The organism is uncultured Ruegeria sp. (genome assembly GCF_947489545.1).
Lineage (GTDB): Bacteria > Pseudomonadota > Alphaproteobacteria > Rhodobacterales > Rhodobacteraceae > Ruegeria.
In genome coordinates, this window is record NZ_CANLDZ010000007.1 from 19,616 (window position 1) to 45,984 (window position 26,369).

Annotated in this window: 23 protein-coding genes and 1 pseudogene; 22 read left to right on the plus strand and 2 right to left on the minus strand. The window is 55.7% G+C overall.

Annotated elements, in window-relative coordinates:
* The first annotated feature begins 75 nt into the window (after positions 1–75).
* The 4 genes from Q1B13_RS11515 to glnT all read left to right on the plus strand — a co-directional run bounded on the left by Q1B13_RS11515 (position 76) and on the right by glnT (position 4,446).
* On the plus strand, positions 76–1,005 hold the full coding sequence (locus Q1B13_RS11515; RefSeq protein WP_298935166.1) for a glutamine amidotransferase family protein: 930 nt from the start codon (positions 76–78) through the stop codon (positions 1,003–1,005).
* 1 nt (position 1,006) lies between these two features.
* Positions 1,007–1,690, plus strand: a complete 684-nt coding sequence (locus Q1B13_RS11520; RefSeq protein ID WP_299080493.1) for a protein GlxC — start codon at positions 1,007–1,009, stop codon at positions 1,688–1,690.
* A gap of 20 nt (positions 1,691–1,710) precedes the next feature.
* On the plus strand, positions 1,711–3,039 hold the full coding sequence (locus Q1B13_RS11525; RefSeq protein WP_299080552.1) for an FMN-binding glutamate synthase family protein: 1,329 nt from the start codon (positions 1,711–1,713) through the stop codon (positions 3,037–3,039).
* Between the two features lie 78 nt (positions 3,040–3,117).
* Complete coding sequence (gene glnT / locus Q1B13_RS11530) at positions 3,118–4,446, plus strand: type III glutamate--ammonia ligase (RefSeq protein WP_299080491.1); 1,329 nt, start codon at positions 3,118–3,120, stop codon at positions 4,444–4,446.
* 613 nt (positions 4,447–5,059) lie between these two features.
* On the opposite strand, the gene Q1B13_RS11535 is transcribed toward glnT, so the two are convergent.
* Positions 5,060–6,109, minus strand: coding sequence for a LacI family DNA-binding transcriptional regulator (locus Q1B13_RS11535; protein ID WP_299080488.1), 1,050 nt, complete (start codon positions 6,107–6,109; stop codon positions 5,060–5,062).
* A gap of 127 nt (positions 6,110–6,236) precedes the next feature.
* On the opposite strand from Q1B13_RS11535, the gene Q1B13_RS11540 reads away from it, so the two are divergent.
* The 18 genes from Q1B13_RS11540 to Q1B13_RS11625 all read left to right on the plus strand — a co-directional run bounded on the left by Q1B13_RS11540 (position 6,237) and on the right by Q1B13_RS11625 (position 25,979).
* A complete protein-coding gene (locus tag Q1B13_RS11540; protein WP_299080485.1) occupies positions 6,237–7,742 on the plus strand; it encodes a sugar ABC transporter ATP-binding protein in 1,506 nt (501 codons plus the stop codon).
* 11 nt (positions 7,743–7,753) lie between these two features.
* Positions 7,754–8,773 (plus strand): ABC transporter permease, encoded by a 1,020-nt coding sequence (locus Q1B13_RS11545; RefSeq protein ID WP_299080482.1) that lies wholly within the window; start codon positions 7,754–7,756, stop codon positions 8,771–8,773.
* 20 nt (positions 8,774–8,793) lie between these two features.
* A complete protein-coding gene (locus tag Q1B13_RS11550; RefSeq protein WP_298935160.1) occupies positions 8,794–9,840 on the plus strand; it encodes a substrate-binding domain-containing protein in 1,047 nt (348 codons plus the stop codon).
* A gap of 120 nt (positions 9,841–9,960) precedes the next feature.
* The gene (locus Q1B13_RS11555) at positions 9,961–10,722 is read left to right on the plus strand and encodes an ATP-binding cassette domain-containing protein (RefSeq protein WP_299080479.1); all 762 of its coding nucleotides are present in this window, start codon (positions 9,961–9,963) and stop codon (positions 10,720–10,722) included.
* A gap of 11 nt (positions 10,723–10,733) precedes the next feature.
* On the plus strand, positions 10,734–11,861 hold the full coding sequence (locus Q1B13_RS11560; RefSeq protein WP_298935158.1) for an ABC transporter permease: 1,128 nt from the start codon (positions 10,734–10,736) through the stop codon (positions 11,859–11,861).
* 84 nt (positions 11,862–11,945) lie between these two features.
* The gene (locus Q1B13_RS11565; protein ID WP_299080477.1) at positions 11,946–13,091 is read left to right on the plus strand and encodes a substrate-binding domain-containing protein; all 1,146 of its coding nucleotides are present in this window, start codon (positions 11,946–11,948) and stop codon (positions 13,089–13,091) included.
* Positions 13,092–13,213: 122 nt separating this feature from the next.
* Positions 13,214–14,176 (plus strand): YncE family protein, encoded by a 963-nt coding sequence (locus Q1B13_RS11570; protein WP_298935156.1) that lies wholly within the window; start codon positions 13,214–13,216, stop codon positions 14,174–14,176.
* On the plus strand, positions 14,173–15,177 hold the full coding sequence (locus Q1B13_RS11575) for a 4-hydroxythreonine-4-phosphate dehydrogenase PdxA (RefSeq protein ID WP_299080475.1): 1,005 nt from the start codon (positions 14,173–14,175) through the stop codon (positions 15,175–15,177). The genes Q1B13_RS11570 and Q1B13_RS11575 overlap by 4 nt, the downstream gene beginning before the upstream one ends.
* Before the next feature lie 10 nt (positions 15,178–15,187).
* A complete protein-coding gene (locus Q1B13_RS11580) occupies positions 15,188–16,363 on the plus strand; it encodes an L-rhamnonate dehydratase (RefSeq protein WP_299080472.1) in 1,176 nt (391 codons plus the stop codon).
* A 3-nt stretch (positions 16,364–16,366) separates the two neighbouring features.
* The gene (locus Q1B13_RS11585; protein WP_299080470.1) at positions 16,367–17,275 is read left to right on the plus strand and encodes a dihydrodipicolinate synthase family protein; all 909 of its coding nucleotides are present in this window, start codon (positions 16,367–16,369) and stop codon (positions 17,273–17,275) included.
* 1 nt (position 17,276) lies between these two features.
* Positions 17,277–18,779, plus strand: a complete 1,503-nt coding sequence (locus Q1B13_RS11590) for an aldehyde dehydrogenase (NADP(+)) (protein WP_299080467.1) — start codon at positions 17,277–17,279, stop codon at positions 18,777–18,779.
* A gap of 60 nt (positions 18,780–18,839) precedes the next feature.
* Positions 18,840–19,880: a LacI family DNA-binding transcriptional regulator gene (locus Q1B13_RS11595; protein WP_299080466.1), complete on the plus strand. Its 1,041-nt coding sequence runs from the start codon at positions 18,840–18,842 to the stop codon at positions 19,878–19,880.
* Between the two features lie 92 nt (positions 19,881–19,972).
* Positions 19,973–21,061, plus strand: a complete 1,089-nt coding sequence (locus Q1B13_RS11600) for an ABC transporter ATP-binding protein (RefSeq protein WP_299080464.1) — start codon at positions 19,973–19,975, stop codon at positions 21,059–21,061.
* A 30-nt stretch (positions 21,062–21,091) separates the two neighbouring features.
* Complete coding sequence (locus Q1B13_RS11605; protein WP_299080462.1) at positions 21,092–22,423, plus strand: extracellular solute-binding protein; 1,332 nt, start codon at positions 21,092–21,094, stop codon at positions 22,421–22,423.
* Positions 22,424–22,505: 82 nt separating this feature from the next.
* Complete coding sequence (locus tag Q1B13_RS11610; RefSeq protein WP_299080460.1) at positions 22,506–23,432, plus strand: carbohydrate ABC transporter permease; 927 nt, start codon at positions 22,506–22,508, stop codon at positions 23,430–23,432.
* Between the two features lie 5 nt (positions 23,433–23,437).
* On the plus strand, positions 23,438–24,310 hold the full coding sequence (locus tag Q1B13_RS11615; RefSeq protein WP_299080458.1) for a carbohydrate ABC transporter permease: 873 nt from the start codon (positions 23,438–23,440) through the stop codon (positions 24,308–24,310).
* Entirely contained in the window at positions 24,310–25,050 is a 741-nt protein-coding gene (locus Q1B13_RS11620; RefSeq protein ID WP_299080455.1) for a cytochrome b561 domain-containing protein, read from the plus strand. The genes Q1B13_RS11615 and Q1B13_RS11620 overlap by 1 nt, the downstream gene beginning before the upstream one ends.
* Positions 25,050–25,979, plus strand: a complete 930-nt coding sequence (locus Q1B13_RS11625) for an SMP-30/gluconolactonase/LRE family protein (protein ID WP_298935145.1) — start codon at positions 25,050–25,052, stop codon at positions 25,977–25,979. Before Q1B13_RS11620 ends, Q1B13_RS11625 begins: the two co-directional genes overlap by 1 nt.
* A 69-nt stretch (positions 25,980–26,048) precedes the next feature.
* Here the strand turns inward: Q1B13_RS11625 and Q1B13_RS11630 are convergent.
* Positions 26,049–26,249, minus strand: a pseudogene (locus Q1B13_RS11630) (transposase); the annotation flags it as partial.
* Positions 26,250–26,369 lie beyond the last annotated feature (120 nt).

Sequence of the window (26,369 nt, forward strand, 5' to 3'; positions counted from 1 at the left end):
CTATGATTATTGATGTCCCCCGATTTTGTTGGTAGCGTCGAATCATAACGAAACACACAAGGAGATCTGCCAGCCATGTGCGGAATTGTTGGATTATTCCTCAAAGACCAGTCTCTTGCGCCCCAACTGGGCAATATGCTTACAGACATGCTGATCACGATGACAGATCGGGGGCCAGACAGCGCCGGAATTGCCATCTATGGTGAAGATTCCATTGGAAAAACCAAGATCACCGTCCAATCCCCCAATGCCGATAGTGACTTTGTCGGGTTAGCCGAAGAGCTGGGCAAAGGCTTGGGCGTGGCAGTGACGCAGACGGATAACGACACGCATACGGTGTTGGACATCCCCGCCGGGCAATTTGAAGCCGCACGCTCCATCCTGGCCGAAATTCGGCCTTCTGTGCGCATTATGAGCCGGGGCGAGAATCTCGAGATCTACAAAGAGGTAGGCCTGCCCAAAGATGTTGCAGACCGCTTCAACCTGAGCGGCATGACCGGAACTCATGGGATCGGGCACACTCGCATGGCGACAGAGTCCGCCGTGACAACAATGGGTGCGCATCCGTTCAACACAGGATCAGACCAGTGTTTGGTTCATAACGGGTCGCTGTCCAACCATAACTCTTTGCGTCGCAAGTTGCGCCGCGAGGGTGTGACCATCCAGACCGAGAACGACACCGAGGTCGGTGCTGCCTATCTGACATGGAAAATGATGAACGGCGCCACTTTGGGTGAAGCACTGCAATCGAGCCTGGATGATCTGGACGGTTTTTTCACCTTTGTTGTGGGCACCAAAGATGGCTTTGGCGTTGTTCGCGATCCGATTGCCTGCAAGCCGGCCGTTATGGCTGAGACAGATCAATATGTAGCCTTTGGCAGCGAGTATCGCGCGTTGGTGAATTTGCCCGGTATCGAAGATGCACGTGTTTGGGAACCCGAACCGGCGACGGTCTATTTCTGGTCCCATAATGACAGCCCTACATCCCAAGAGAAGGCGGCCTGAAATGCAGACCTATGACCTTGAAGCAGAAGGGCTGCGGGGCCTGAACTCGACCCTGCAAAAGCAGAGCGGCGAGACAAACCAGACAAATTGGCAAGTGATAAACCCCAAGGGAAGCCACGCCATTGCAGTCGGGCTGGACGCGCCGATTGAGGTGACTGTCAAAGGTTCCACTGGATACTATTGTGCAGGCATGAACCAACAGGCGACCATAAAGGTCGAAGGATCAGTAGGGCCCGGCGTCGCCGAAAACATGATGTCCGGTCAGGTGATCATTGATGGCGATGCCAGCCAATATGCCGGGGCTACGGGCCACGGTGGGTTGCTGGTGATTAAGGGGAATGCAAGCTCGCGCTGCGGTATTTCGATGAAGGGCATCGACATCGTCGTTCACGGCGATATCGGGCACATGTCTGCCTTCATGGCGCAGGCCGGAAATCTGGTTGTGTGCGGCGATGCAGGCGACGCGTTGGGAGATTCACTGTACGAAGCCCGCCTGTTTGTCAGGGGTTCGGTCAAAAGTCTGGGCGCGGATTGCATCGAAAAGGAATTGCGGCCCGAGCATTATGAGATTTTGAAGGACCTGTTGGATCGCGCAGGCTCTGATGCCAAACCTGAAGAGTTCAAACGCTATGGCTCAGCTCGTCAGCTTTATAATTTTGATGTCGACAAATCAGCCGCCTACTGAGGAAGAAGGGTATGAAAGATATGGACGATCAAATCCCCCGCACCCTGCCGATCCAGTCGGCGACATTTTCAAACCCGATCAATGCAGAAATCCGTCGTGCTGCGGCTACGGGCATCTATGACATCCGCGGTGGTGGGGCGAAACGGAAGGTGCCGCATTTTGACGACCTGCTATTTCTGGGCGCGTCAGTCTCCCGCTACCCGTTAGAGGGGTATCGAGAGCGCTGCGATACATCCGTCACTTTGGGCACGCGTTTTGCCAAAAAACCGATCGTGCTGGATATTCCTGTCACGATTGCCGGTATGAGCTTTGGTGCCTTGTCCGGCCCCGCTAAAGAAGCGCTTGGTCGGGGCGCCTCGGCCGCTGGTACCTCAACCACAACCGGCGACGGCGGCATGACTCCAGAAGAGCGCGGCCATTCCAACAAACTGGTCTATCAGTATCTCCCCTCGCGGTATGGCATGAACCCAAATGACCTGCGCAAGGCGGATGCGATCGAAATTGTCGTCGGTCAAGGTGCCAAGCCAGGTGGCGGCGGCATGCTGCTGGGTCAGAAAATCTCTGACCGTGTCGCCGACATGCGGACCCTGCCCAAGGGCATTGACCAGCGCTCGGCCTGTCGCCACCCGGATTGGACTGGTCCGGACGATCTGGAGATTAAGATCCTCGAACTGCGGGAAATCACCGATTGGCAGGTGCCAATCTACGTCAAGGTTGGCGCCACGCGGCCGTATTACGACACCGCTTTGGCGGTGAAGGCAGGGGCTGATGTGGTGGTGATGGACGGGATGCAGGGCGGTACCGCTGCTACACAGGATGTTTTCATCGAACATGTCGGATTGCCTACGCTCTCTTGCATCCGCCCCGCCGTTCAGGCCTTACAGGATCTGGGGGTGCATCGTGAAGTGCAGTTGGTGATTTCGGGCGGTATTCGTACCGGGGCCGATGTAGCCAAAGCGTTAGCCTTGGGTGCAGATGCAGTGGCCATCGGGACCGCCGCATTGGTGGCCCTTGGCGACAACGACCCGAAGTGGGAAACAGAATATCAAAAACTGGGCACAACCACCGGTGCTTATGACGATTGGCACGAAGGTCAGGATCCGGCTGGCATCACCACACAGGATCCAGATCTGGCAGCGCGTCTGGACCCGGTTGAGGCCGGGCGGAGGCTGCGCAACTACCTGAAGGTGATGACACTGGAGGCACAAACCATCGCGCGTGCCTGCGGACATAATCACTTGCACAACCTCGAACCGGAAGACCTGTGCGCGTTGACAATGGAGGCGGCCGCGATGGCGCGCGTGCCACTTGCGGGAACCAGTTGGTACCCCGGCAAGGAAGGGTTCTGAATTGATGCTGCGCGGCTCCCTCATGGGGGCCGCGTTTTGCTTTGAAAATCGAAAAACAACAGGGAAAGGAAAGCAATCGTGACGACAGATCTCGCAGCTTTCGCAAAAGAAAAAGGCGTCAAATACTTCATGATTTCGTTCACCGACCTGTTCGGTGGGCAGAGGGCTAAACTGGTTCCTGCGCAGGCGATTGCTGACATGCAGGAAGACGGCGCTGGGTTTGCCGGGTTCGCCACCTGGCTGGATATGACCCCGGCCCATCCCGACATGCTGGCGGTGCCGGATCCATCTTCGGTCATTCAACTGCCTTGGAAACCCGAGGTGGCCTGGGTTGCGGGCAACTGCGTCATGGAAGACAAGGACGTCGCTCAGGCGCCGCGTAACGTGTTGCGCCGACTGATCGACGAAGCGGCAAGCGAAGGCCTGCATGTCAAAACCGGGATCGAGGCAGAATTCTTTTTGCTGACCCCGGATGGAGAGCAGATCAGCGATCCGTTCGATACCGCCGAGAAACCCTGCTATGATCAACAGGCGGTGATGCGCCGTTATGATGTTGTGCGCGAGATCTGCGACTACATGCTGGAACTGGGCTGGGGCCCGTATCAAAACGACCACGAAGACGCCAATGGCCAGTTCGAGATGAACTGGGAGTTTGACGATGTCTTGCGTACCGCTGACAAGCACTCGTTCTTCAAGTTCATGACCAAATCCGTGGCTGAAAAGCACGGTTTGCGCGCCACGTTTATGCCAAAACCGGTCGAAGGTCTGACCGGCAACGGCTGTCATGCCCATATCTCGGTCTGGGATGCGCCGGGTGATGCCGCAAAAATCAATGTCTTTGCGGGTGACGGCGATGGCCCAACTGGTGAAGTTGGCCTGGGCGAACAGGGCAAGCACTTTTTGGGTGGGATCATGAAGCACGCCAGCGCATTGGCGGCCATCACCAACCCGACCGTGAACTCTTACAAGCGCATCAATGCTCCGCGTACCATGTCGGGCGCGACTTGGGCTCCGAACACGGTGACCTGGACAGGCAATAACCGTACCCACATGGTCCGGGTGCCAGGGCCTGGCCGTTTCGAGTTGCGCCTGCCTGATGGGGCAACCAACCCCTATTTGCTGCAGGCGGTCATTATTGCCGCTGGCTTGTCCGGCATTCGCAGCAAGGCAGACCCGGGGCGGCGGTATGATATCGACATGTATGCTGAGGGCCACACCGTGACCGACGCGCCGAAGCTGCCGCTTAATATGCTCGACGCCCTGCGTGACTATGACAAGGACACCGAGCTGAAGGCGATGATGGGTCAGGAGTTCTCGAGCGCATTCCTGAAGATGAAGCATCAGGAGTGGAACTCGTTCGTGTCACATTTTTCACGTTGGGAAAAAGAACACACGCTGGATATCTGATCAAATGCAGGTGGCGGAATTGGGGCCGCGGGTTGAGCTGCGGCCCTGTTCTCTGCGATCAATCCACATCGGTTGCTCGATGAGTGTTTTGAATTTCCGGCATATGCCGGGTGAAACGCCGTTGCGCTTCTTCAGTGTATTCCAACGCGTGGCGACATTACCTGCATCGTGTATCGTTACCCGTCGTGAAATTGAACGACGCGTTTATTTTTTGGAAACGTAAAACAGTAGATCTTTGCTAGGTCCAATTGGGCAAAGCCAAATGACACAAGAAACTGCGCGCTTTCTACGGTTGCCAGACTACCTTCTGCAACAATCCAGCCGCCCAAATTCGGCCCGACCGTAGTCAATGTCGTAGTGACCAATGCGCCGTCCAGGCTGTCGTACAGCCCCTCTTTGAGCAACTCGTCGCGCAGGTTGCTGTAGAAGCTCTCGATTCAGGCGTATGTCGCGGTTAGCCCGGATCGGTATAGAGCCATTCAACATCACGCCGCCGCGCATCGCTGAGACGTCCGCGCTTGTGGGTCCAAATCTGGAGATGCAGCCGTTCATGGCTCGGGTGATCTCGAGTTAGCGTCGGATCAGTGGCTTAGACTAGCGGCTATGAAAACTGCTACGCGCCAGCTGTCGGCTTCAAGACCGTGCTGCCAGGAATGAGCCTAAACCCGACGTCTTTGGCGGATTTCACGGGCTCTCCGTTTATCTGCGCTAAAACCATCTCGGCGGCGATTTGACCGATTTTCAGATGTGGCACAGCGATAGATGTCAACCGGTATGGCTGAATTGCCGAGATAGGCAAGTCGCCCCATCCTGCAATACCGATGTCATCCGGCACGCGAAGACCAATCTTCTGGGTGTATTGCAGGCCGCCAATGGCCATGTTGTCGTTCTGATAGAAAATGGCTTCGATGTCGCGATGGGCCGCCAAAAGCTGCTCGGTCCCATAAAAACCAGTGTAGAAGCCAGGGGTATCCTTGAGCAAAAGTTGTTTTTCAAGCCGCCCATTTGCGTCTTCAATTGCCTTGGAGAACCCGTTCAGCCGCGCTGTCGCGGCATTGGCGACGTCATGCGACGTGCCAACATATCCAAACTTTCGGTACTCCATCCCGGCAAGGTAGCGCCCCATGCTGTAACCGCTATCAAAGTGATTCAGGCCAACGCACATATCCAATGGGCTGGAATTGAAGTCCCAGATTTCCACCAAGGGAATGCCTGCACCGCGCAGCATTTGAATGGCTTTGGGGCTGTGTGAGCGTCCGGTGACGATCAACCCGGCAGGTTGCCAGGACAGAACGGTTTCGATCCACTTTTCCTCGTGGTCGATTTCGTGCTCGGTCAGGCCCAGAACCGTCTGATGGCCAAATGCCCCCAGTTTGCGGTCAATGCCCTCGAGCACCTGAGCGAAGATTTCATTGCCCAATTCCGGGATGCTGACGCCGACAAACGTCGATTTCTTGCCACCCGCAAACACGGTCGCCAAGCGATTCGGCAGGTATCCCAAGCGATCGACTTCTACCATGACCTTGGCACGTGTCTTTTCCGAAAAACCTCCTTCGTCCCGCAAGACTCGACTTGCAGTCATCTTGGAGACGCCTGCTGCCTTGGCCACTTCGGCCAGACTTATTTTATTGTTTTTATTTGATTTATCCGGATCGTCGCTCATTTACGTTACGGGTAACTCTTTTTTGTTGACAACCAAGTGGGCTGCGAGAATGCTAACGTAACGTTACGGGTAACTCAACACGTTGTTGAGGAGCAACAGGGTTACCGCGATCTGGGAGGAGGCCACAGTGCCCGGCACTGCACAAAGCAATCTGTTCTTTGATGGGATAAAGAAGCATTTCGGAGGCACCTATGCCTTGCGCGATGTATCCCTGAACATTGAACGCGGCGAGATCGTTGCTTTGTTGGGTGAAAACGGGGCCGGGAAATCCACTCTCATCAAGATCCTTGGTGGCATTCACAAAGCTGACGAAGGTCGGGTTCTGATCGATGGTCACCCATACGAACACAGCCCTGGCGATTTTGGAGAGCGTCAGTCAGTTGCGTTCATTCACCAAGATTTGGGGATGATCGAATGGATGACGGTCGCCGAGAACATTGCATTGGCGCTCGGCTACTCTCGGAAGAACGGTCTTATCAACTGGAAGACAGTGAATGAGTTTGCCCAACAAGCGCTGGATAAGGTTGGATGCGAATTTGATCCAACAACTCGTGTTCAGGATCTTTCGCGCACCGAGAAATCGCTTGTCGCCATTGCCCGCGCCTTGGCGGTGGATTGCGACTATCTTGTACTGGACGAACCCACCGCGTCGCTGCCCGCAGACGAGGTTGAGCGCTTGTTCGAAGCTCTGCGCCCACTGAAAGAGCAGGGCGTGGGCATGATCTATGTATCGCACAGGCTGGACGAGATTTTTCAGATCGCCGACCGCGTGGCGGTTTTGCGCGATGGTGAGTTGGTTGGGTTGCGCAGCATTGATCATACAACGCCGGAAGAGCTTGTTTACATGATCGTCGGGCGAAAGACACGCCAGGTGATCAAGCCCGACAACCCGCCGGGCGAGACCATCCTGGAGGTCAGCGGCCTGAATATGGACGCGGCTCACAATGTAAGTTTCCAGCTGCAATCGAATGAGATCGTGGGGCTGGTCGGCCTGCGCGGGGCAGGGCACGAAAACGTCTCGCGTGCATTGTTTGGTGCTGAAATGTTCGATGGGCAGATCACCCTGCGTGGCGAAGCGCCTAATCTATCCTCTCCCCAAGCAGCTATGGCGTCTGGGATCGGGCTGGTTGCCCGGGACAGGACCGAGGAGTCCGTGGCGATGTCGCTGACCATCCGGGAGAACACATTCCTGAACCCCGCGGCCTTCGGGCGAACGCTGCTATCGTTCATGAGCCACCGTACAGAAACCGAAAACGCCGCCCGCGTGGGCGCGGATGTCGCGTTGTCGCCAAATGATCAAACCATGGCCATCGAAAGCCTTTCCGGTGGAAACCAGCAAAAGGTTGTGATCGGCAGATGGTTGGAAACAAAACGCAATTTGTTGATCTGCGAGGATCCTACTGCTGGCGTCGATGTCGGCGCCAAGGCGGAAATCTATGCGTTATTGAATCGGGCAATGGAAGATGGCGTCGGCATCATCGTGGTCTCGACCGATTTTGAAGAAGTTGCAGCCATCTGTCACCGCGCCATTGTCTTCAGCCAAGGTCAGATCGTGCGTGAATTGATGGGTACTGAGCTGACCACAGAAAATCTCATACAAGCCGCCTCGGCCTCGAACGCCGTTGCGAGTTAAGGACTACGAATATGCAATCGCTTGAATCCAATGCGCTGGAACCTACCAAGGCCGAGTTGAAGAACGCTTCGCTCAGAACACGGATACTGCGCTTTCTTCCGGTCTATGGGCTGGTGCTGCTGACCGGATTCCTGATCATTCTGTTTTCGGTCCTATTGCCCAATACCTTTCCCACACTCCTGAATTTGCGGGCAATCATTTCGGACAAGGCCATTATTGCGCTGTTGTCGCTTGGGGCCATGATCCCGATGGCGGCCGGACGTATCGACCTGACGGTGGGGTATGGGATCGTACTGTGGCACATTTTGGCGATCTCATTGCAGACGACGTTTGGTATCCCTTGGCCAATTGCAGTTGCGATCGTTCTCTCATTGGGTTTGTTCACCGGTTTCCTGAACGGTTTGCTTGTCGAAGTCGCAAAGATCGACAGCTTTATTGCCACGCTTGGCACGGGCACTGTGCTGTACGCGCTGGCGCTGTGGCATACGGGCGGTCGTCAGATGGTCGGTGCGTTGCCGGATAGTTTCTACGCCATCAACGGCACCTTTGTGTTCGGCCTGCCGATCACCGGCTTTTATGTGCTGGGCATCACCGTCGCGATGTGGCTGATTCTGGAATACACGCCCATCGGCCGATATCTGTATGCAATCGGTGCCAACCAGCGCGCTGCACAGCTGAACGGTATTCCAACGCGAAAGTTTGTCATTGGCGCGTTTATGTCATCGGGCCTGATCACCGCATTCGCCGGGGTGTTGCTGGCATCGAAACTACGGATCGGGCAAGCCTCGGTCGGTCTTGAATTCCTGTTACCTGCTTTGGTCGGGGCCTTCTTGGGGTCCACCACCATCAAGCCGGGACGCGTGAATGTTTGGGGAACAGTTGTGGGTGTCGCGATCCTGGCTGTCGGTATCTCGGGTATTCAGCAATTCGGTGGATCCTTCTGGGTCGAGCCGATGTTCAACGGTGTCACGCTGCTGATTGCGATCGGGATTGCCGGTTACGCTCAGCGCCGCAAAGGCGCCAACAAATAAAAAGCATAAGGGAGGAGATTATGCTGAAACGGACTTTTATGGCGGTATCCGCCGCCGCCCTGCTGACGGGGCTGGGTGTACCGGTCATGGCCGAGACCGCCTTTGACGGACCTACAAGCGGCCCCAAAGCTGCCGAGGGCAAGTCGATTGTCGTCGTTGCAGGGGATCTGAAAAACGGCGGTATTCTGGGCGTCACCAATGGTGTCGAGGAAGCGGTCGGAGCCATCGGCTGGGAAGTCCGCGTGCTGGACGGCGCCGGTTCCATTCAGGGCCGCACAGGTGCCATCGGTCAGGCAATGGCCTTGCAACCGGACGGGATCATCATCAATGGCTTCGACGCCGTCGAACAGCAGGCTGCGCTTGAAGGCGTTGTGAATGCGAACATTCCGATGGTCGCATGGCACTCAGGCCCCAAGATCGGCTGCGACGCACCGGGCGGTATCTTTGCCAATGTCTCAACCGATGCGATGACCGTGTCCGAAGTTGCTGCGGAATGGGCGATGAATGATGGTGGGGATGCGGTCGGGGCCATCATCTTTACGGACTCCACCTATCAGATTGCCATCGACAAGGCCGATCGCATCAAAGAAACCATCGAGGCCGCAGGTGGCACGGTATTGGAATATGTCGACACGCCCATTGCTGATACGTCAGCCCGGATGGGGCCGCTGACCACCAGCCTTCTGCAGAAATACGGAGATCAGTGGACGCACGCTTTGGCGATCAATGACCTGTATTTCGACTTCATGGGGCCTGCACTGGCGGCCGCAGGAATTTCGTCGGATGACGGCCCACAGGCCGGCTCGGCCGGCGATGGGTCCGAGGCTGCGTTCCAGCGTATTCGCAGTGGCAGTTATCAGACCATCACCGTGGCCGAACCGCTAAACCTGCAGGGCTGGCAGCTTGTGGATGAGCTGAACCGCGCCATTCAGGGCGAGCCGTGCTCGGGCTATGTGACGTCGCCCGCGCTGGTGACCGAGGAAGGTCTGGCCAAGCTGGGTGATAGCAACCAGTTCGACCCCGACAGCCCATATCGCGACGCTTACGTGACGATCTGGGGCAAGTAACCACTTTGGCAGCCTCTGCCTTTCACGGGCGGGGCTGCCTTCCAAAGAGATGACACAGCGCAAAGCCATCAAACCGGTCTTTTGACCGCCATGGTGAAGCTTTGCGCAAAGGAGGAAGCCATGAGCGATCAGCCATTGGTTCAAATGCAGGGAATAACCAAACGCTTTGGCGGCGTCACGGCGCTGCAGGATGTTGATCTGACCGCGTATGCCGGTGAAGTTTTGGCCATCGTTGGTGACAACGGGGCGGGAAAATCGACGTTGATCAAGATCCTGACCGGTGTTCACCAGCCGACCGAAGGGCGGATCTTGATGGACGGTCAGCCGTTGGAGATGTCCAGCCACTCGGACGCAATCGCTAACGGGATTGACGCGGTTTACCAGACACTTGCGCTGGCGGATCATCTGTCGCCTGCCGCCAATATGTTCCTGGGAAACGAACTGACCAAGAACGTCCTGGGCATGGCGTTTCTGGACAATAAACGCATGAAGACCGAGGCTGCCCGGGTTCTGGAAGAACGTTTAGGCGTGCGTTTGAGGTCAATGGACGTGATGACGGAAAGCCTGTCTGGCGGACAACGTCAGGCCGTCGCGATTTCGCGCGCGGTGTACCACGAAGACCTGCGCCTGCTGGTGATGGATGAGCCCACTGCCGCGTTGGGTCCGCAGGAAACAGCCCGAACCCTGAAGCTGATCAAGTCGCTTCGAGAACAGGGGCTGGCGGTTATCCTGATTTCGCACTCGCTGGATGATGTCTTCGAAGTATCCGACCGCATTCACGTGCAACGCCGGGGCCGCGCTGTTGGCGTTGTCAAAACCGCGGATAGTTCCGTTCAAGACGTCCTGGGCCTGATCGTCGGCGCTCAGGATGCGGCCGCGTGAAGGAGAGCAAGATGTCCGCGACCACCACCACCCCCGAACATAAAACCATCATGGACCGGCTCGAGCCGTATCTGGCCTTCATCGGTCCAATGGTGATGATCCTGGCAATCCTTATCTTCATGGGTATCGCCGAACCTGCACGGTATTTCCGCGCCACAAACCTGAACCTGATCCTACTGGACGCGGCGCTGTATATGCCAATGGCTATGGCGATGACCTTTGTTATCACCCAGCGCGGGATTGATCTCTCGATTGGATCCATTGCAGCGTTCTCAGCCATTCTTATGGCCTTTTTGATCAAGCAGTACGGCTTTCCCGCATGGGTGGCAGTGCCATTGGCTATCGTCATGGGGGCGATCATGGGTCTGATCAACGGCCTCGTGATTACTCGGTTCAAGGTACCGGACCTGATCGGCACCTTGGCTATGGACCTGGTGTATCGTGGCCTCGCGCTCGTCATCGCAAAAGGTCTGGTGCTTGCTCGGTTCCCCGACTTGATTACGGATATTGGGCGTGGACAAATCCCCGGATTTATCCCGATCCCAGTGATTTTGGGCTTACTCACCATGGCTGTCGGCTATGTGGTTTTGACCCGCACCTATTTCGGGCGTTACACCATCGCCATTGGTTCAAACCCCGAAGCCAGTGAAATGACTGGTGTCGCGGTCGATCGCCACAAAATCTATGCATATGTGCTGATGGGTGCGGCGGCGGCGATGGCGGGTGTGATGCTGACCGGAAAACTGAACGCCATCCAGGCAACTTCAGCGCCGTATTTCAACCTACACGTCATCGCAGCGGTTGTTGTGGGCGGCACCTCTCTGTTCGGCGGACGGGCGTCAATGCTGGGTTCGCTAGCCGGTGTGCTTCTGCTGTCGATGATGATCAACGCATTGGTAACGCTGCGGATCGAGTTCTTCTGGCAATCCGTCGCTTCGGGTGTGGTCATCGTCAGCTCGGTCGCTCTGTACACGTGGATGCAAAAGAAAGACCGGGACGGTGCACATGGCTTGATGGCCGCACTGCGCAGCAAAGAGGCGCAGAAGCTGCTGCGGTTCTCGGCTGCGCTGATCGGTGCACTGATCCTGTTGTTGGCCCTTGGGGCGGGCCTGGCAACCGAGCCTGCGCCAAGCGGCTAAGGCAGACAAAAGTGGTGCGCCGGGAGGTAGGAGTCCCGACGCACCTGCAAGACCCCACAATGTTCGCGAAAGGGAGGACTTACCGTGAAACAATTGAACAAAGCCTTACTGACGACAAGCGCATTTTGCCTGTGTGCTGCTGCTGCCTTGGCGGAAGGCAACCTGCCATTGAAAGAGCTGCCCGGTATCGCAGATCGGGACTACTGGGTTCCGGGCGAGGTAAATGCCGACGGCAAGCTGGAAGCGCTGCAAGCCACGACCGGGGCTGAAGCAGTAAAGTATTCAGGCACGCAGGACGGGCCGTTGCAGATCGCCTTGATCTACCCTTCGGCGGATACATCAGATTTCTGGGCGCGCAACTATCTCGCGATGATCAAACGCCTGGACGAGTTGGGGATCGAATACGAGACCACAGAATTTGCCAGCCGTCAGATCGAACACAGCCTGCAGTCAACTTATGCCAATCAGGTGGTTCAAGATGCGGATCTATATGATTTCGTCATTTTTGGCCCATCGGAATTGGCCATTCAGGCAGACAACATCGACAAGATGTCGGCTAGCGACGGCTTTGCCACCTTCGTCTGGGCCTTTCACACGCCGCCCAAGGATCTGGAAAACCAGCCGGATGCATGGTTCGATTTCAGCTCGGCCGCGGGTGCGCTGACCATGTGCGACTACATGCTGGAACGCTTGGGCAATGACGTGACCATGGCGATGAACCGGGGTATTCCGGGGATCACTGACGATCAGCGCTCGGGTGATTTCAAGGCCTGTGTTGAGGATAAGGGCAACTGGACTACCGTTTATGAACACTATGGTGAGTACCAGCGCGAAGGTGGTTTTGAGGGCACTAGCCTGATCCTGCAGGCGTATCCTGAGGCCACGATCATCCACAACGCAAACACGGCGATGGCGATGGGTTCGGTCGAGGCACAGGTTGCAGCTGGCAAAGAGAAAGAAGTCTTCTCGACCGGTTGGGGCGGTACAGGTCTTGAGCTGGACGCCATCCGTCGCGGCGAACTGGATGCAACCCCGATGCGCATGGGCGACGATGTTGGTGCCGCCACGGCTGAGGCCATCAAGGCGCATATGGAAGGCCGTCAGGACGAGCTGCCTTTTGTTTTTCTGGGCCGGATTACGGTCGCACATGACCAGATGAACCCAGACGAATTGGATGCGCTGGAACAGGAAGCGTTTCGGTTCTCAGGCGTGGGCGCTCTGGAGCGTTGACCTAGGGCTGGGCGGGGACATCCCCGCCCAAACTGAATTTGGGATTGACGATGTACGGCGCGACACATAACGATGTGACCGGTCACATAGAATAGATTTGATGACTCGGAAAGGGGTTCAAAATGGCGCAATCCATGATGCTGATTGAAAAGTGCAGCCATTGCGTAAGCTGGTATGACATTCAAACGGGTGCCCGTCAGGGTCGTTTGGACCTGCCACATTTCCCCCATGAGTTCGTGGTCGACGATGATTACCAGTACGCTTATGTCGGTCACTACGGGGTGCAGAATTCCGGTATCGAGGGTACCGAGGGTCGGTCGGTCATCGTGATTGATATCCGCAAACAGGAAATCGTGCACAGCTACGATTTGGGCGAACATGCCCGCCCACATGGGATCGGACTGGACGGGCAGGGGCGGTTATACGTGCTGTCGGAATGGACAGGTCATCTGTTAGTCAAGGAAAACCCGCGCGCCTTCGATCAGGGATGGGATCATGTCACGCCGACGGGCGGCACCAAGTGTCATCTGTTTGCCCTCACCAAAGATGGGCACACGGCTTATTCCATGAATTTGACCTCTGGCGATGTGACTGTTTTCAACCCCTACGATGTGTCAGTATCGCCGATCTCAATCAAGACCGGGCAGAAACCTGAGGGGAGATGTCTGCGGGAAGAAGCACACACGCTTTATACCTCGCAACGGATTTCCAACACCGTAGCCGTCATCAACACCGAAACGCTGGAAGTCGAGCGTACGTTCCCAACACCGGATGACCCCTGCCGAATTTACTATGACGAAAAGCGCAATCGCCTTGTGACGATGAACCATTTTGGCGGCTCGTTTTCCGTTTTTGACGAAGCGACGGGTGAGATGCTGCACGAACAGAAAACGCCTGCAAATCCGCTGGCCCTGTGTATCGATGACGAGGCTGGCTTCGCCTATATCGCGATTGATTGCGAGCAGGTGCAGCGGTTCAACCTTGATACATTCGAGGTGGTGCAGACCTTTGACACGGGCAAGGAGCCAGACGTGATGGTCATCCTGCCCGACGGATTTTCAAAATACTGGGAGGGTGTGGCATGATCAAACCTCGCATCGCAATTGTTCCTGGCGATCCGTCCGGGATCGGGCCAGAACTCATCGCCAAGCTGCTAAGTCAGGATGGCGTTCAGGATGCTGCCGATATCGTGCTGGTCGGCGACAGCCATTTGTGGCAACGCGGCGCAGAACAAGCTGATCTTGACGTCCCTTTGAACACGGTGTGTGAGGTGACGGATCAACATGGGCTTTCCCATCTGGAGCTGGACACAATTGCACCCGAGGACGTGAAAATCGCCAAGGTGACGGTTGAAAGCGGCACCACATCCCTGCGCTGTCTCGACAAGGCGATGGATCTGGCGATGGCGGGACAGGTGGACGGCATCCTTTTTGGCCCGTTCAACAAGGCGGCGATGACGGGCGCCGGGCTGAACGCCGAGGATGAGCATCGCTATATGGCGCGGTATCTGGGTCATGAGGGGTATCACTCGGAACTTAATGTTCTGGATGAGCTGATGACCACGCGCGTGACCTCTCATATCGGGCTAAAAGACGTCGCGGCCAATATCACCGAAGACGGGATACTAAAGGCCGTCAATCTGGCCGATGACACCCTGCGCAAGGCGGGCAAGGTTCGTCCCAACATCGCGGTAGCGGCGTTGAATCCGCACGCAGGCGATAACGGCAAATTTGGTCGGGAAGAGATCGACATTCTTGAACCTGCCGTCCGCAAGGCGCAGCAAAAACAGATGAACGTGACGGGGCCATGGCCGTCGGACACGGTGTTTTTAAAGGCCCAGCGGGGTGAGGTCGATGCGGTCGTGACCATGTATCACGACCAGGGCCAGATCGCGATCAAGCTGATGGGGTTTGAACGTGGTGTGACCGTTGCAGGCGGGCTTCCCATTCCGGTGGCCACGCCAGCGCATGGCACTGCATTCGATATCGCCGGTCAGAACAAGGCCAACCCGGGAGCGACCCGGCAAGCATTTGATCTGCTGGTGCGGATGGCCAAGACACATCGCGCTGAACGCAGCGCGGATTGAGGAGAGCAAGATGACAAAGATCAAATCCGTGCGCACCCGCGTCTGGAACTGGTCCGGGCCCACCGTTCCGCCCACCGGCAATTTCTGTACCAATGCGTCGGATACGCTTTGGGACAAGGGCGATGCAATGTCCTCCTTCCGGTTTCACCAATGGCTGACCTGCGAAATTGAAACCGAGGACGGCACTGTGGGCATCGGCAATGCAGCACTTGCTCCGACCGTGGTCAAGACGGCCATCGATGATTGGTTTGCACCCATGGTGATTGGGGAAGATCCGTTCGATTATGCTTATCTGTGGGAAAAAATGTACCGCCGCAGCCACGCCTGGGGGCGCAAGGGCATCGGGATGACAGCGATCTCGGCGGTGGATTTGGCGATTTGGGATCTGATGGGCAAGCTTGTGGGCAAGCCTGTTTTCAAATTGCTTGGCGGGCGGACCAAGGAAAAGATCCCGGTCTATTACTCCAAGCTTTATTCCGGCCCGGTCGAGTCCATGCAGGCTGAGGCTGAAGAGGCTAAAAAGCACGGCTATTCCGCCTACAAAATGCGCTTTGGATGGGGGCCCAAGGATGGAATGCCTGGCATGCGCGAAAACCTGAAGCGGGTAGAGGCGGTGCGCGAAGTCATTGGATATGACGCGGATCTGATGCTGGAATGTTATCAGGGTTGGAACCTCGACTACACCAAACGTATGCTTCCGAAGCTGACCAAATACGAACCTCGGTGGCTGGAAGAACCGGTGATTGCAGACGATGTCGAAGGTTACCGCGATCTGAACGCAATGAATATCGTGCCTATCTCGGGCGGGGAGCATGAGTTTTCGGTTATCGGTTGCAAGGATCTGATCGAGAAAAAAGCCGTCTCGGTCCTGCAATACGACACCAACCGCGTAGGGGGCATCACAGCAGCGCAAAAGATCAACGCTATCGCCGAGGCGTTCCAAGTGCCGGTCATCCCTCATGCCGGACAGATGCACAATTACCACCTGACCATGGCAAATGCGAATTGTATGATCAGCGAATACTTCCCCGTCTTTGATGTCGAGGTTGGGAATGAGCTGTTCTATTACATCTTCGAAGGTGATCCAGATGCGGTCGAAGGGTTCATTGATCTGGATGACGACAAGCCAGGCCTAGGGATTGAGATCACCGATAAGCATCTGAAACATTTCGAGATAACGGAGTAGCTCATGACATACACTGGCATCTGGCCCGTCGCTCCAACGCCGTTCAATGATGACGGTACACTTGATCTTGATGGGATGAAGCGTGTTTTGGATTGCCTGATCGATCAGGGCGCAGACGGGATCTGTGTTTTGGCGAATTTTTCGGAACAGTTTCTGATCTCAGACGAAGAACGTGCAACCTTAACCCGGCTAAGCTTGGAACATGTCGCCGGGCGCGTGCCGATGATTGTGACGATCAGTCATTTTGCCACGCAGATCGCTGTCGAACGCGCTAAGTTTGCGAAAGACCTTGGCGCGGACATTGTCATGATGATGCCGCCTTATCACGGGGCGCTTTTGAAAGGGAACGCGCAGCAGACCTTTGATCAGTTCGCGGCTGTGGGTGAAGTCGGTATCCCAATTATGGTACAGGATGCGCCGCTCTCAGGTGTTGATCTACCCGTGTCGTTGTTGGTGCAGATGGCCCGGGAAATTGACATGGTGAAGCTGTTCAAGATCGAGTGTCCTCGCGCGGCCAATAAGCTACGGGCATTGATTGCCTCAGGTGGTGATGTAATTGAAGCGCCGTTTGACGGCGAAGAGGGCATCACTTTGCTGGCTGATCTGGATGCCGGTGCAACCGGTTCCATGACATCCGGAATGATCGTTGATCAGATCAAACCCGTGATTATCCATCACCACGCTGGCCGCATTGATGAGGCGACTGACGCTTATGGGCGCGTGGCGATGGTGATCAACCACGAAAACCGGCAATGCGGTTGGCAGTCCTGCAAGGCCGCGATGGTCGAAGGTGGCGTGATCCGATCCGAATTTTGTCGCCACCCGATTGATCCGCTGCAACCGGCCATTCGTGACCGGCTGATAGACCTTCTGAAACCGCTGGACCCACTGGTCCTGAAATGGGGAAAATAAGATGATCCTTGGAAAAAACCTGATCGACGGCACATGGGTCGGGTCCGACAATCTGCGCGCGTCTGATGATCTGGGCGGGCAAAGCTTTGCACAGGCGACCGCAGCGCAGGTCGACGAAGCTTGCCAGGCCGCCCGCCGTGGCTTTCGTGCCTATTCCGGAAAATCACGTACCGAACGCGCCACATTCCTGCGCGCAATAGCGGATCAAATGGATGCTCTCGGCGATGAGATCACCGAGACCGGTATGGCAGAAACCGGCCTGCCCGAGGCGCGGCTCATCGGCGAGCGCGGCCGTACGACCGGCCAGTTGCGTATGTTTGCCGATCTGATTGAAGAGACAGGATATCTTGATATCCGCAAAGACGGCGCACTTCCTGATCGGACGCCACTCCCCCGTCCTGATCTGCGCCTGACGCACAAAGCAATCGGCCCCGTGGCCGTGTTTGGTGCGTCGAATTTTCCGCTCGCCTTTTCGACAGCAGGTGGCGACACCGCATCGGCACTGGCCGCTGGTTGTCCCGTTATCGTCAAGGGTCACAGCGCACATGCTGGCACCGCCGAACTGGTGGCGCAAGCTATCGCGAAGGCAGGCGAACTATGTGATATGCCTGCGGGCACGTTTCAAATCGTTCAAGGCTCTGGCCGTGAAGTTGGTTCGGCACTTGTTCAGCATCCTGAAATCCGGGCGGTCGGCTTTACCGGATCCTTGGCCGGGGGGCGGGCACTTTATGATCTGTGCCATGCCCGAGCCCAGCCCATCCCGTTTTATGGCGAGCTGGGTTCGGTCAATCCGATGTTCTGCCTGCCCGAGGCGATGGCCGCACGTGCAGCAGAGATTGGCGCGGGCTGGGCGGCGTCGCTGACGATGGGGGCAGGGCAATTCTGCACCAATCCAGGTGTAGCGGTTATGCTAAAGGGATCAGATGCAGATGCTCTGGAATCGGCTTGTGTCAACGCGCTGAACGAAACCGCCGAGCAGAAGATGCTGACAGACGGCATTCACGATGCTTATGAAAAGGGTGTCCGTGAATTTCGCGAGCTTATGGTCGAGGTCACCTCTTGCGGCGCTGTAACTGACAGTCGCTCGGCTGTTCCGGCCTTGTTCAAGGTCAACGCCAAGGAGTGGATGGCAAACCCTAAGCTGCAACACGAGGTATTTGGCGCAGCGGGCATTATCGTTCGGTGCGAGACCCCTGATGAAATGCGGGCGCTTGCCGAGTGCCTGGAGGGACAACTGACCCTGACCTTGCACATGGATGAAGCTGATGAAGCGTTGGCCCGTGAATTGATGCCGGTGCTGGAAGAGAAGGCGGGCCGTTTGCTGGCCAACGGTTTCCCGACAGGTGTCGAAGTGTGTTCATCCATGATGCATGGCGGGCCGTACCCGGCCAGCACCGATGTCCGCGCGACCTCGGTCGGCACTTTGGGCATCGCGCGCTGGTTGCGGCCAGTAAGCTATCAGAACATGCCAGCGGCTCTATTACCCAACGAGTTGCAGGGCTGAAGTTCTGAGATTGTGACCGGGAACAAGGTGGTCTAGTTTCTGCCCAAAGGTGGTGGTTGCATGACGAACAAGAATCCCGGTCGCACACATGTCACGATGCGAGACGTTGCAAAAGCGGCAGGTGTATCGCGGATGACTGTCAGCCGCGCGCTGAAGAAAAACAGCCCAATTTCCAAGGAAACACGCGACCACATCCTGCAAGTCGTCAAGCAAATGAACTATGTCCCAGACCAAATGGCAGGTTCTTTGACGACCAAGAAGTCCGGCTTTGTCGCAGTGCTTTTGCCCTCGCTGAACAATTTACACTTTGCGTTGACCGTCCAAAGCTTGACCGAAGAGCTGGAAAAAGTTGGGCTGCAATTGCTGCTTGGACACACGGACTATTCTGCCGAGCGGGAAGAACAGCTCGTGGAAACTATGCTGCGCCGCCGTCCAGAGGCTATAGTCTTATCTTATGACGGTCACACACAGCGCACTCTTGACCTGTTGGCTGACGTATCCGTGCCCATCGTTGAAATTTGGGAGAAACCGCAAAATCCAATTGCGCATACGGTTGGGTTCTCGAATTCAAAAGCTGCTTATGACATGACACAGGCGTTGATCGAACGTGGCTTTGAGAACATCGTTTTTCTTGGTGAAGGTCAGGATGATTGGACCCGAGGCGCGGCGCGGCGCGAAGGTTTTGAGCAGGCTATGAGCAGCGCCGGGCTAGATGCCAAGGCGCAGATCATGCTGGGCACTCCACCGCTGACCATCGAGAATGGTGCCGCCGCCGTCGCTCACATTCTGGACAGGTATCCCAATGTCGATTGCGTGTTTTGCGTGTCAGACATGGCGGCCTTTGGCGTTCAGAGTCGTCTTTTGCAAATCGGCAAGGCTGTTCCAGACGAAATCTCTGTCGTCGGTTTCGGTAACTTTGAGGTCTCGAGGTTCAGCTCCCCCTCGATTTCCACCGTTGTTGTTGACCCGACTGAGATTGGGCGGCAAACCGGGAAGCTTATTTCACAACTTCTTGCTGACGAGGAAACTCGCACAGATTCGCCCTGTCATGTGACGCTTACACCGCGCATCGAGTTTCGCGAAAGCTGCAGATTCCCCTAGGCTGATTAACCTCCTGATTTAAATCGTAATATTTTACTATGTGACCGGTCACATAGATGTTATTGTGACCGGTAACAAGGGGTGGAGGGATAATGCCCAGAATACGATTAGAGGGCCTCGTCAAACGTTACGGGGACTTTGAAGTCCTGCACGGAATCGACCTCGAGATGGAAGAGAACGAGTTCACCGTGTTTGTTGGCCCGTCTGGATGTGGCAAGTCGACGACGTTGCGTATGATTGCCGGGCTTGAGACGGTATCGGAAGGTGAGATTTTCATTGATGATCGCCCGGTCAGTCATCTTGAACCCAAGGCTCGCGATCTGGCGATGGTGTTTCAGGATTATGCGCTCTATCCGCATCTTGATGTGGCGCGAAACATGTCTTTCGCACTGAGACTGCAAAAGGTCCCCAAAGCTGAGATCGACAAAAAGGTAGGCGACGTCGCCCGGATGCTGGGCTTAACCGATTACCTGCATCGCAAACCGGCAGAATTATCGGGGGGACAGCGTCAGCGGGTTGCCATGGGCCGGGCGCTGACGCGCGACAGCAGTACGTTTCTGTTTGACGAACCCCTGTCCAACCTTGACGCCAAATTGCGTGGTCAGATGCGTGCCGAGTTGGCTCTGATGCGTCAGCAGGTACAGAAAAACATGATCTACGTCACTCACGACCAGATCGAAGCCATGACACTGGCGGATCGGATCGTTGTTATGCATGGCGGGTACATTCAGCAACAAGGCACACCGGAAGAACTGTACAAAAATCCGGCTAACAAGTTTGTCGCTGGCTTTCTTGGTTCGCCACCGATGAACTTTCTGGACGCAAGTGTTGAAGATCGTGGTGGTGAGCTGTTTGTGACGGGCGCCGGATTTTCTATCAGCTTAACTCAGAAGCGTCAGCAAAATATACAGAAAGCCGACCTGCGCAATGTCACGCTTGGCATTCGACCGTCTGATCTGCGCTTTAATCCTAACGCCCCCGAGGATGCCAGTCTGGACCTGAAGGTCGTGGTCTCGGAATACATCGGCGCACAGTCCGTACTGATCTGCGATTGCGCAGGTCAGAAAATCGAGGTCGAACTGAAGTCGGATACGCCCATCGCCTTGGGTGAGACCCTTCGGTTTGAGGTCAACGCCGACGCAATTCATCTATTTGATCGCGAAAGGGAGGTCGCCCTCTAAGAGCGGCCCAAAACAGCATGGGAGGAGCAAATGCTGAACTTACTCAAACAGACCGGTGCGGGCGTCGCGGCCCTAACACTGACTGCAGGGTTGGCAACCGCCAATCCGTATGAGCCCTATGAGGGCTCAACACTTGTCGTGAATTTCCCGGCACATCCTCACTTTGACGCGGTGATGCAGGTGCTACCACAATTCACCGAAGAAACCGGCATTCGGGTTGAGGTCGACCAACTTCAATACCTGAAGATGCGTGAAAAACAGACACTGGAACTGACAAAGAACAAAGGCGACTACGATCTGATCGCCTATGTGGTGTTTTCCAAAGCCGATTACGTCTATGCGGATCAGCTGGAAAACCTGGCCAAGTACTTCATGAATCCCGCGCTGGCAGACCCGAACTACGACGCAGAGGATCTGATCGACGGATATGTTGGTAACATTGGCGTTTCTGGTGGCGCTAAGGGATACCTGCCCGGACCTACCGGATCGTTGTTCGGCATTCCTTTCGGGTCCGAGACTTCGATCTTGGGATATCGCAAGGATATCTTTGACAAGCACGGCCTTGAGGTGCCGAAAACCTATGACGACCTATTGGAATTGGCGTGTAGAATTCCCGAGCTGGAACCCGGCATGGGTGGTCTGGCATCGCGCGCCGCTTCAGGACATCATGCGTCGCACGCATACCTTCTGCACCTCGCGCCGTTGGGTGGTCGCATTTTCGATGACAACTGGAACCCGATTATGAACAACGAAGAGGGGGTCAAAGCCGCCGAAGCGTTGAAAACAATTGTTGAGTGCGGTGCCGAGGGCGCGGAAACTTTCGGCTTTGCCGAGGCGGGTGCATCGTTTCTGCAAGGCAATTCAGCGATGTTCCTCGACTCCACCGTCTTTGCTGGCCAGGTCAATAACCCGGAGAAATCCAAGGTCGTAGGCAAAATCGGTTGGGCACCACACCCAGAAGGCACACGCCGAGGGAGTCAGACCGGTGGGTTTGGTATTGGCATTCCGACAAATGCCCAAAATAAGGATGCCGCCTTCCTGCTGATGCAATGGCTGACTTCGAAAGAGGCGGACAAAGCTATAGCGGTTGCCGGCGGTAACCCCTCGCGCTTCTCGACCCATAGCGATCCTGATGTTTTGGCTGAACAGCCGCATCTTGAAGTTTTTGGTGAGGCACTAAAACATGCCGATCCCGATTGGCGCCCTATCATCCCGGTCTGGGGTAAAATCAATGCCGACCTGGGTACAACGCTCAGTCAGGTTCTGACCGAAGACCTGGACATTCAGACTGCGCTGGACGGTGTTGCGGAACGTAGCAAGGCGATTATGGACGACGCTGGCTACTACACCTGGCAGCAATAAGTTCACTCCCCGAGGTGGCGCCTGGAATAATGTTCGGGCGCCGCCTCTCAAGACGAAATTCAAAAATCAAAGGGCCGCTGTTATGAGTGCTGTAGCACGGGCCAATCGGCTCACCCCATATCTGTTCTTGGCGCCCGCAGCGGTTGTTCTGATCTTTGCGCTGCTCTACCCGATCGGGTACATGATCTATGCCAGTTTTCTTGATTGGAGCCCCAGCCAGCGCATCGGTCAGGCCGAGTTTGTTGGTCTAAAGAACTACGCCAATCTGCTGCATGACAGAGCGTTCCACGAAAGCTTCTGGGTCACGATCAAATTTGCGTTCGTTGTAGTGACTTTGGAGATGGTTCTGGGTGTAGGTCTGGCTTTACTGTTGGATCGGAACATTCGCGGCATGTCCGTCTTGCGGACGGTGTTCATCCTGCCGATGATGATTGCCCCGATCGTAGTCGGCCTGATGTGGCGCTACATGTACCATCCGACCGTCGGCATTTTTAACCGTACAATCAAAAGTTGGGGTTTTGATGAGGGCATTCCTTGGCTGTCGGATAGTACCTGGTCTTTTGTTGCCGTTGTGATCGCCGACGTCTGGCAGTGGACACCGTTCATTTTCATCCTTGCCTTGGCTGCCATGCAGTCTTTGCCGCGTTCAGCGTTGGAAGCAGCCGAGATTGATGGCGCCAGCGAGTGGCAGAAAATCACTCTGATCAAGATACCCCTCATGATGCCGGTTTTGGTCGTGACTTTGCTTTTGCGGCTTATCGATGCGTTCAAAGTGCTTGAGGTCATTTTGGTCCTGACGAATGGCGGCCCTGGCTTGTCCACCGAGATAATTGCCTTGCGAATTTTCCGAACGGCCCAGGAGTTTCAGGAGCTGGGCGAGGCGGCCGCGATGTCCAACGTCCTATTGCTGATGCTGATGGCACTGACCATCGGGATGTTCATGTACACCAAGATTCAAGAAGCCCGGGCCGCCAGGATGCGAGCAGCTGCCGAGCAAACAGAAAGCTGAAAATCATGGCAACGCAAATCGAAAAACAAAACCCGGCCTTCTATGCTTTGCTCGCTGCATTGGTCGTCATGTCAGTGGGGCCGATCCTTTTGATGCTGGCGACGTCGTTCAAAATGAACGTCGACATCTATGATGAAAGCGTTTCAGCCTTTTTCTTCACGCCGACGATCAGAAATTATGAAACGGTTTTGTGCGACGTGCTGTGGTACGATCCTGACCATGTGCAATACTGCGATCCAACTTTCGGGCGGGCTCTTCGCAACTCGTTGATCGTGGCGACAATCTCGACGGGGATCACCTTACTGATTGGTTGCATGGCCGCTTATGCTTTGGTTCGGTTTCGCTTCATGGGTCGCGGAGCGGTGTCCATCACAACGCTGATGATGCGCATGGTGCCGCCGGCTGTGCTGTTGGTTCCGGTTTTTGGCATCTGGACGTTTCAGTACCATCTTGATCAATCCTACACAGGGATCATTCTGGTCTATACGGCCATGAACCTGCCGTTTGTCATCTGGATCTTGCAGAGCTTTATCGTGCAGGTTCCAATCCAGCTGGAAGAGGCGGCGCGAATGGATGGTGCCAACCCGCTTCAGGTATTCTTTCTGGTTGTTTTGCCGATCATCAAACCCGGGCTTGCGGCTGCGGCGATATTTACATTCCGTATTGCCTGGAACGAGTTCCTCCTGGCCAACGCGCTGCTGGGAAGGTCGACGCGAACGGTACCTGTGACAATCGTTAACTCGATCACCGAATATGACATCGACTGGGGCGTGATCATGGCCACAGGAATGTTGCTGGCAGTACCGCCCATTATTTTCACATTTGTTGCATCGCGACAGATCATTACTGGAATGACAGCGGGGGCCGTGAAAGGCTGATGATCGAGTGGTTGCTTTCACCGATTGATCCAACGCGAGGGCATGATGTCGGTTTCTTTTTGTCCTGGCATGCTCGGTGCATGGTGATTGCCTGGGGCGTGATATGCCCGGCAGCAATCTTAGCAGCACGCTATTTTAAGATACTCCCGGGTCAGAACTGGCCTCAGGAACTGGACAACCGGGTGTGGTGGTTGTGTCACTGGAAAGGCCAGACACTCGCGTATGCGCTGTCACTTGTTGGGCTTGGACTTGTGCTTAGTAGCTCCGGTGGGCGACCCGACGCATGGTTGCATCGTATCTTGGGGTATATCGTGCTTGCTCTGGGCACGTTGCAAGTTGTATTGGGCGTTTTCCGGGGCACCAAAGGTGGCCCGACCGCGCCGGCAGAGGACGGCAGCCTTTCTGGCGATCACTATGATATGACGCCTTGGCGAGTGGCGTTCGAGCACATTCATAGAACTTTGGGTTATCTAGCGCTGGTTCTCGGGGCAATAACGATCCTAAGCGGGTTATGGTCGTCGAATGCGCCACGCTGGATGTGGGTCATGATCAATGGTTATTGGTTGGGCTTGATCGCGATTGCCGTTTTTTTGCAACTTTCTGGCAGGGCGCATGATACATATCAAGCCATTTGGGGGCCGGGTCCCGACCTGCCGGGCAATCGAAGGCACAAAATGGGTTGGGGCACCGTAAGGCCCGGAGATCAAATGATTTCCCCCTCAGAGGAAGGAACAGAGTGATGTTTGGTGTTTTGGAAGGCACTGGCTTTGAGGTCATCGAAAAAGAGTTCGAGGCATGTTTCATCGGGCATGCCCGCGTCGAGCGGTTATGGACCGGGGCACGTTGGACCGAAGGACCTGCTTGGTTTGCGGCTGGTCGCTATCTGATCTGGTCCGACATACCCAACAACCGGATGATGCGTTGGGATGAGACGGATGGTTCGGTTTCAGTATTTCGCGAACCGGCCAACAACACCAACGGTCACACGGTTGACGGCGAAGGACGTCTCGTCTCGTGCGAGCATCTGACCCGTAGGGTCACCCGCACGGAGCATGATGGCTCGATGACAGTTCTGGCTGACGCTTGGCAGGGCAAACGGCTCAACTCTCCAAACGATGTTGTCGTTAGATCTGATGGCTCAATCTGGTTCACAGATCCGTCCTACGGGATCATGATGGACTATGAAGGCGAGCGCGCCGAAAGCGAGATTGGGGCTTGCCACGTCTATCGGATCGACTCTGATACGGGCGAGGTGACTGCGGTCGCAACAGATTTTGTCAAACCAAACGGATTGGCTTTTTCGCAGGACGGAAATACGCTCTTTGTGTCGGATACTGGTGGTACACACATGCCAGATGGACCATCACACATCCGCAAATTCTCGGTCCGTGGCGATGGGAAGTCTTTGTCTGGCGGCGGTGTTATCGCGGAATGCACCAATGGTTTCTTTGATGGTTTTCGGTTGGACCACGGCGGCAGAATCTGGAGCTCGGCCGCTGATGGCGTGCATTGCCTGAACGCCGAAGGGGATTTGATCGGGAAAATCCACATACCTGAAATCGTTTCAAATGTCTGTTTCGGTGGCGCCAAGCTGAACAGATTGTTTGTTACCGCGACCAGTTCGCTTTACTCGATTTACTTGAATGTGAACGGGATCAGGCACTACTAGGCTCAGGACTCATACCCAATAGGTGACGAGAGCGGTAAGCGCGATTGCTGACAGGAAGACCTTCGGGCATCAGTGGTAGCGGGTCGCAACCCTCCGCCAATCCTTGGGCCTGCCGAACATTATCTTGATCCTGTCGCGTTTTTAATAGCTCCGCTTGTCGTATCGGATAGTCGATTTGCGTTGCTTCCGGCTGGGGATACAGGCACGTATCCCTTTGTCTTTCAACGCTTCTCTGAACAAGTCGGCGTCGTAACCGCGGTCCCCAATAAGCGATCCGACCTTCTGCAGGCTGCCAACCAGAAAAACAGACACGTTCACCGCCTGTTTTTGCGGCGGTGAACCATGCAGAACAACGGAAATCAATCGATCACGAGCCTAATACAAGGGCTT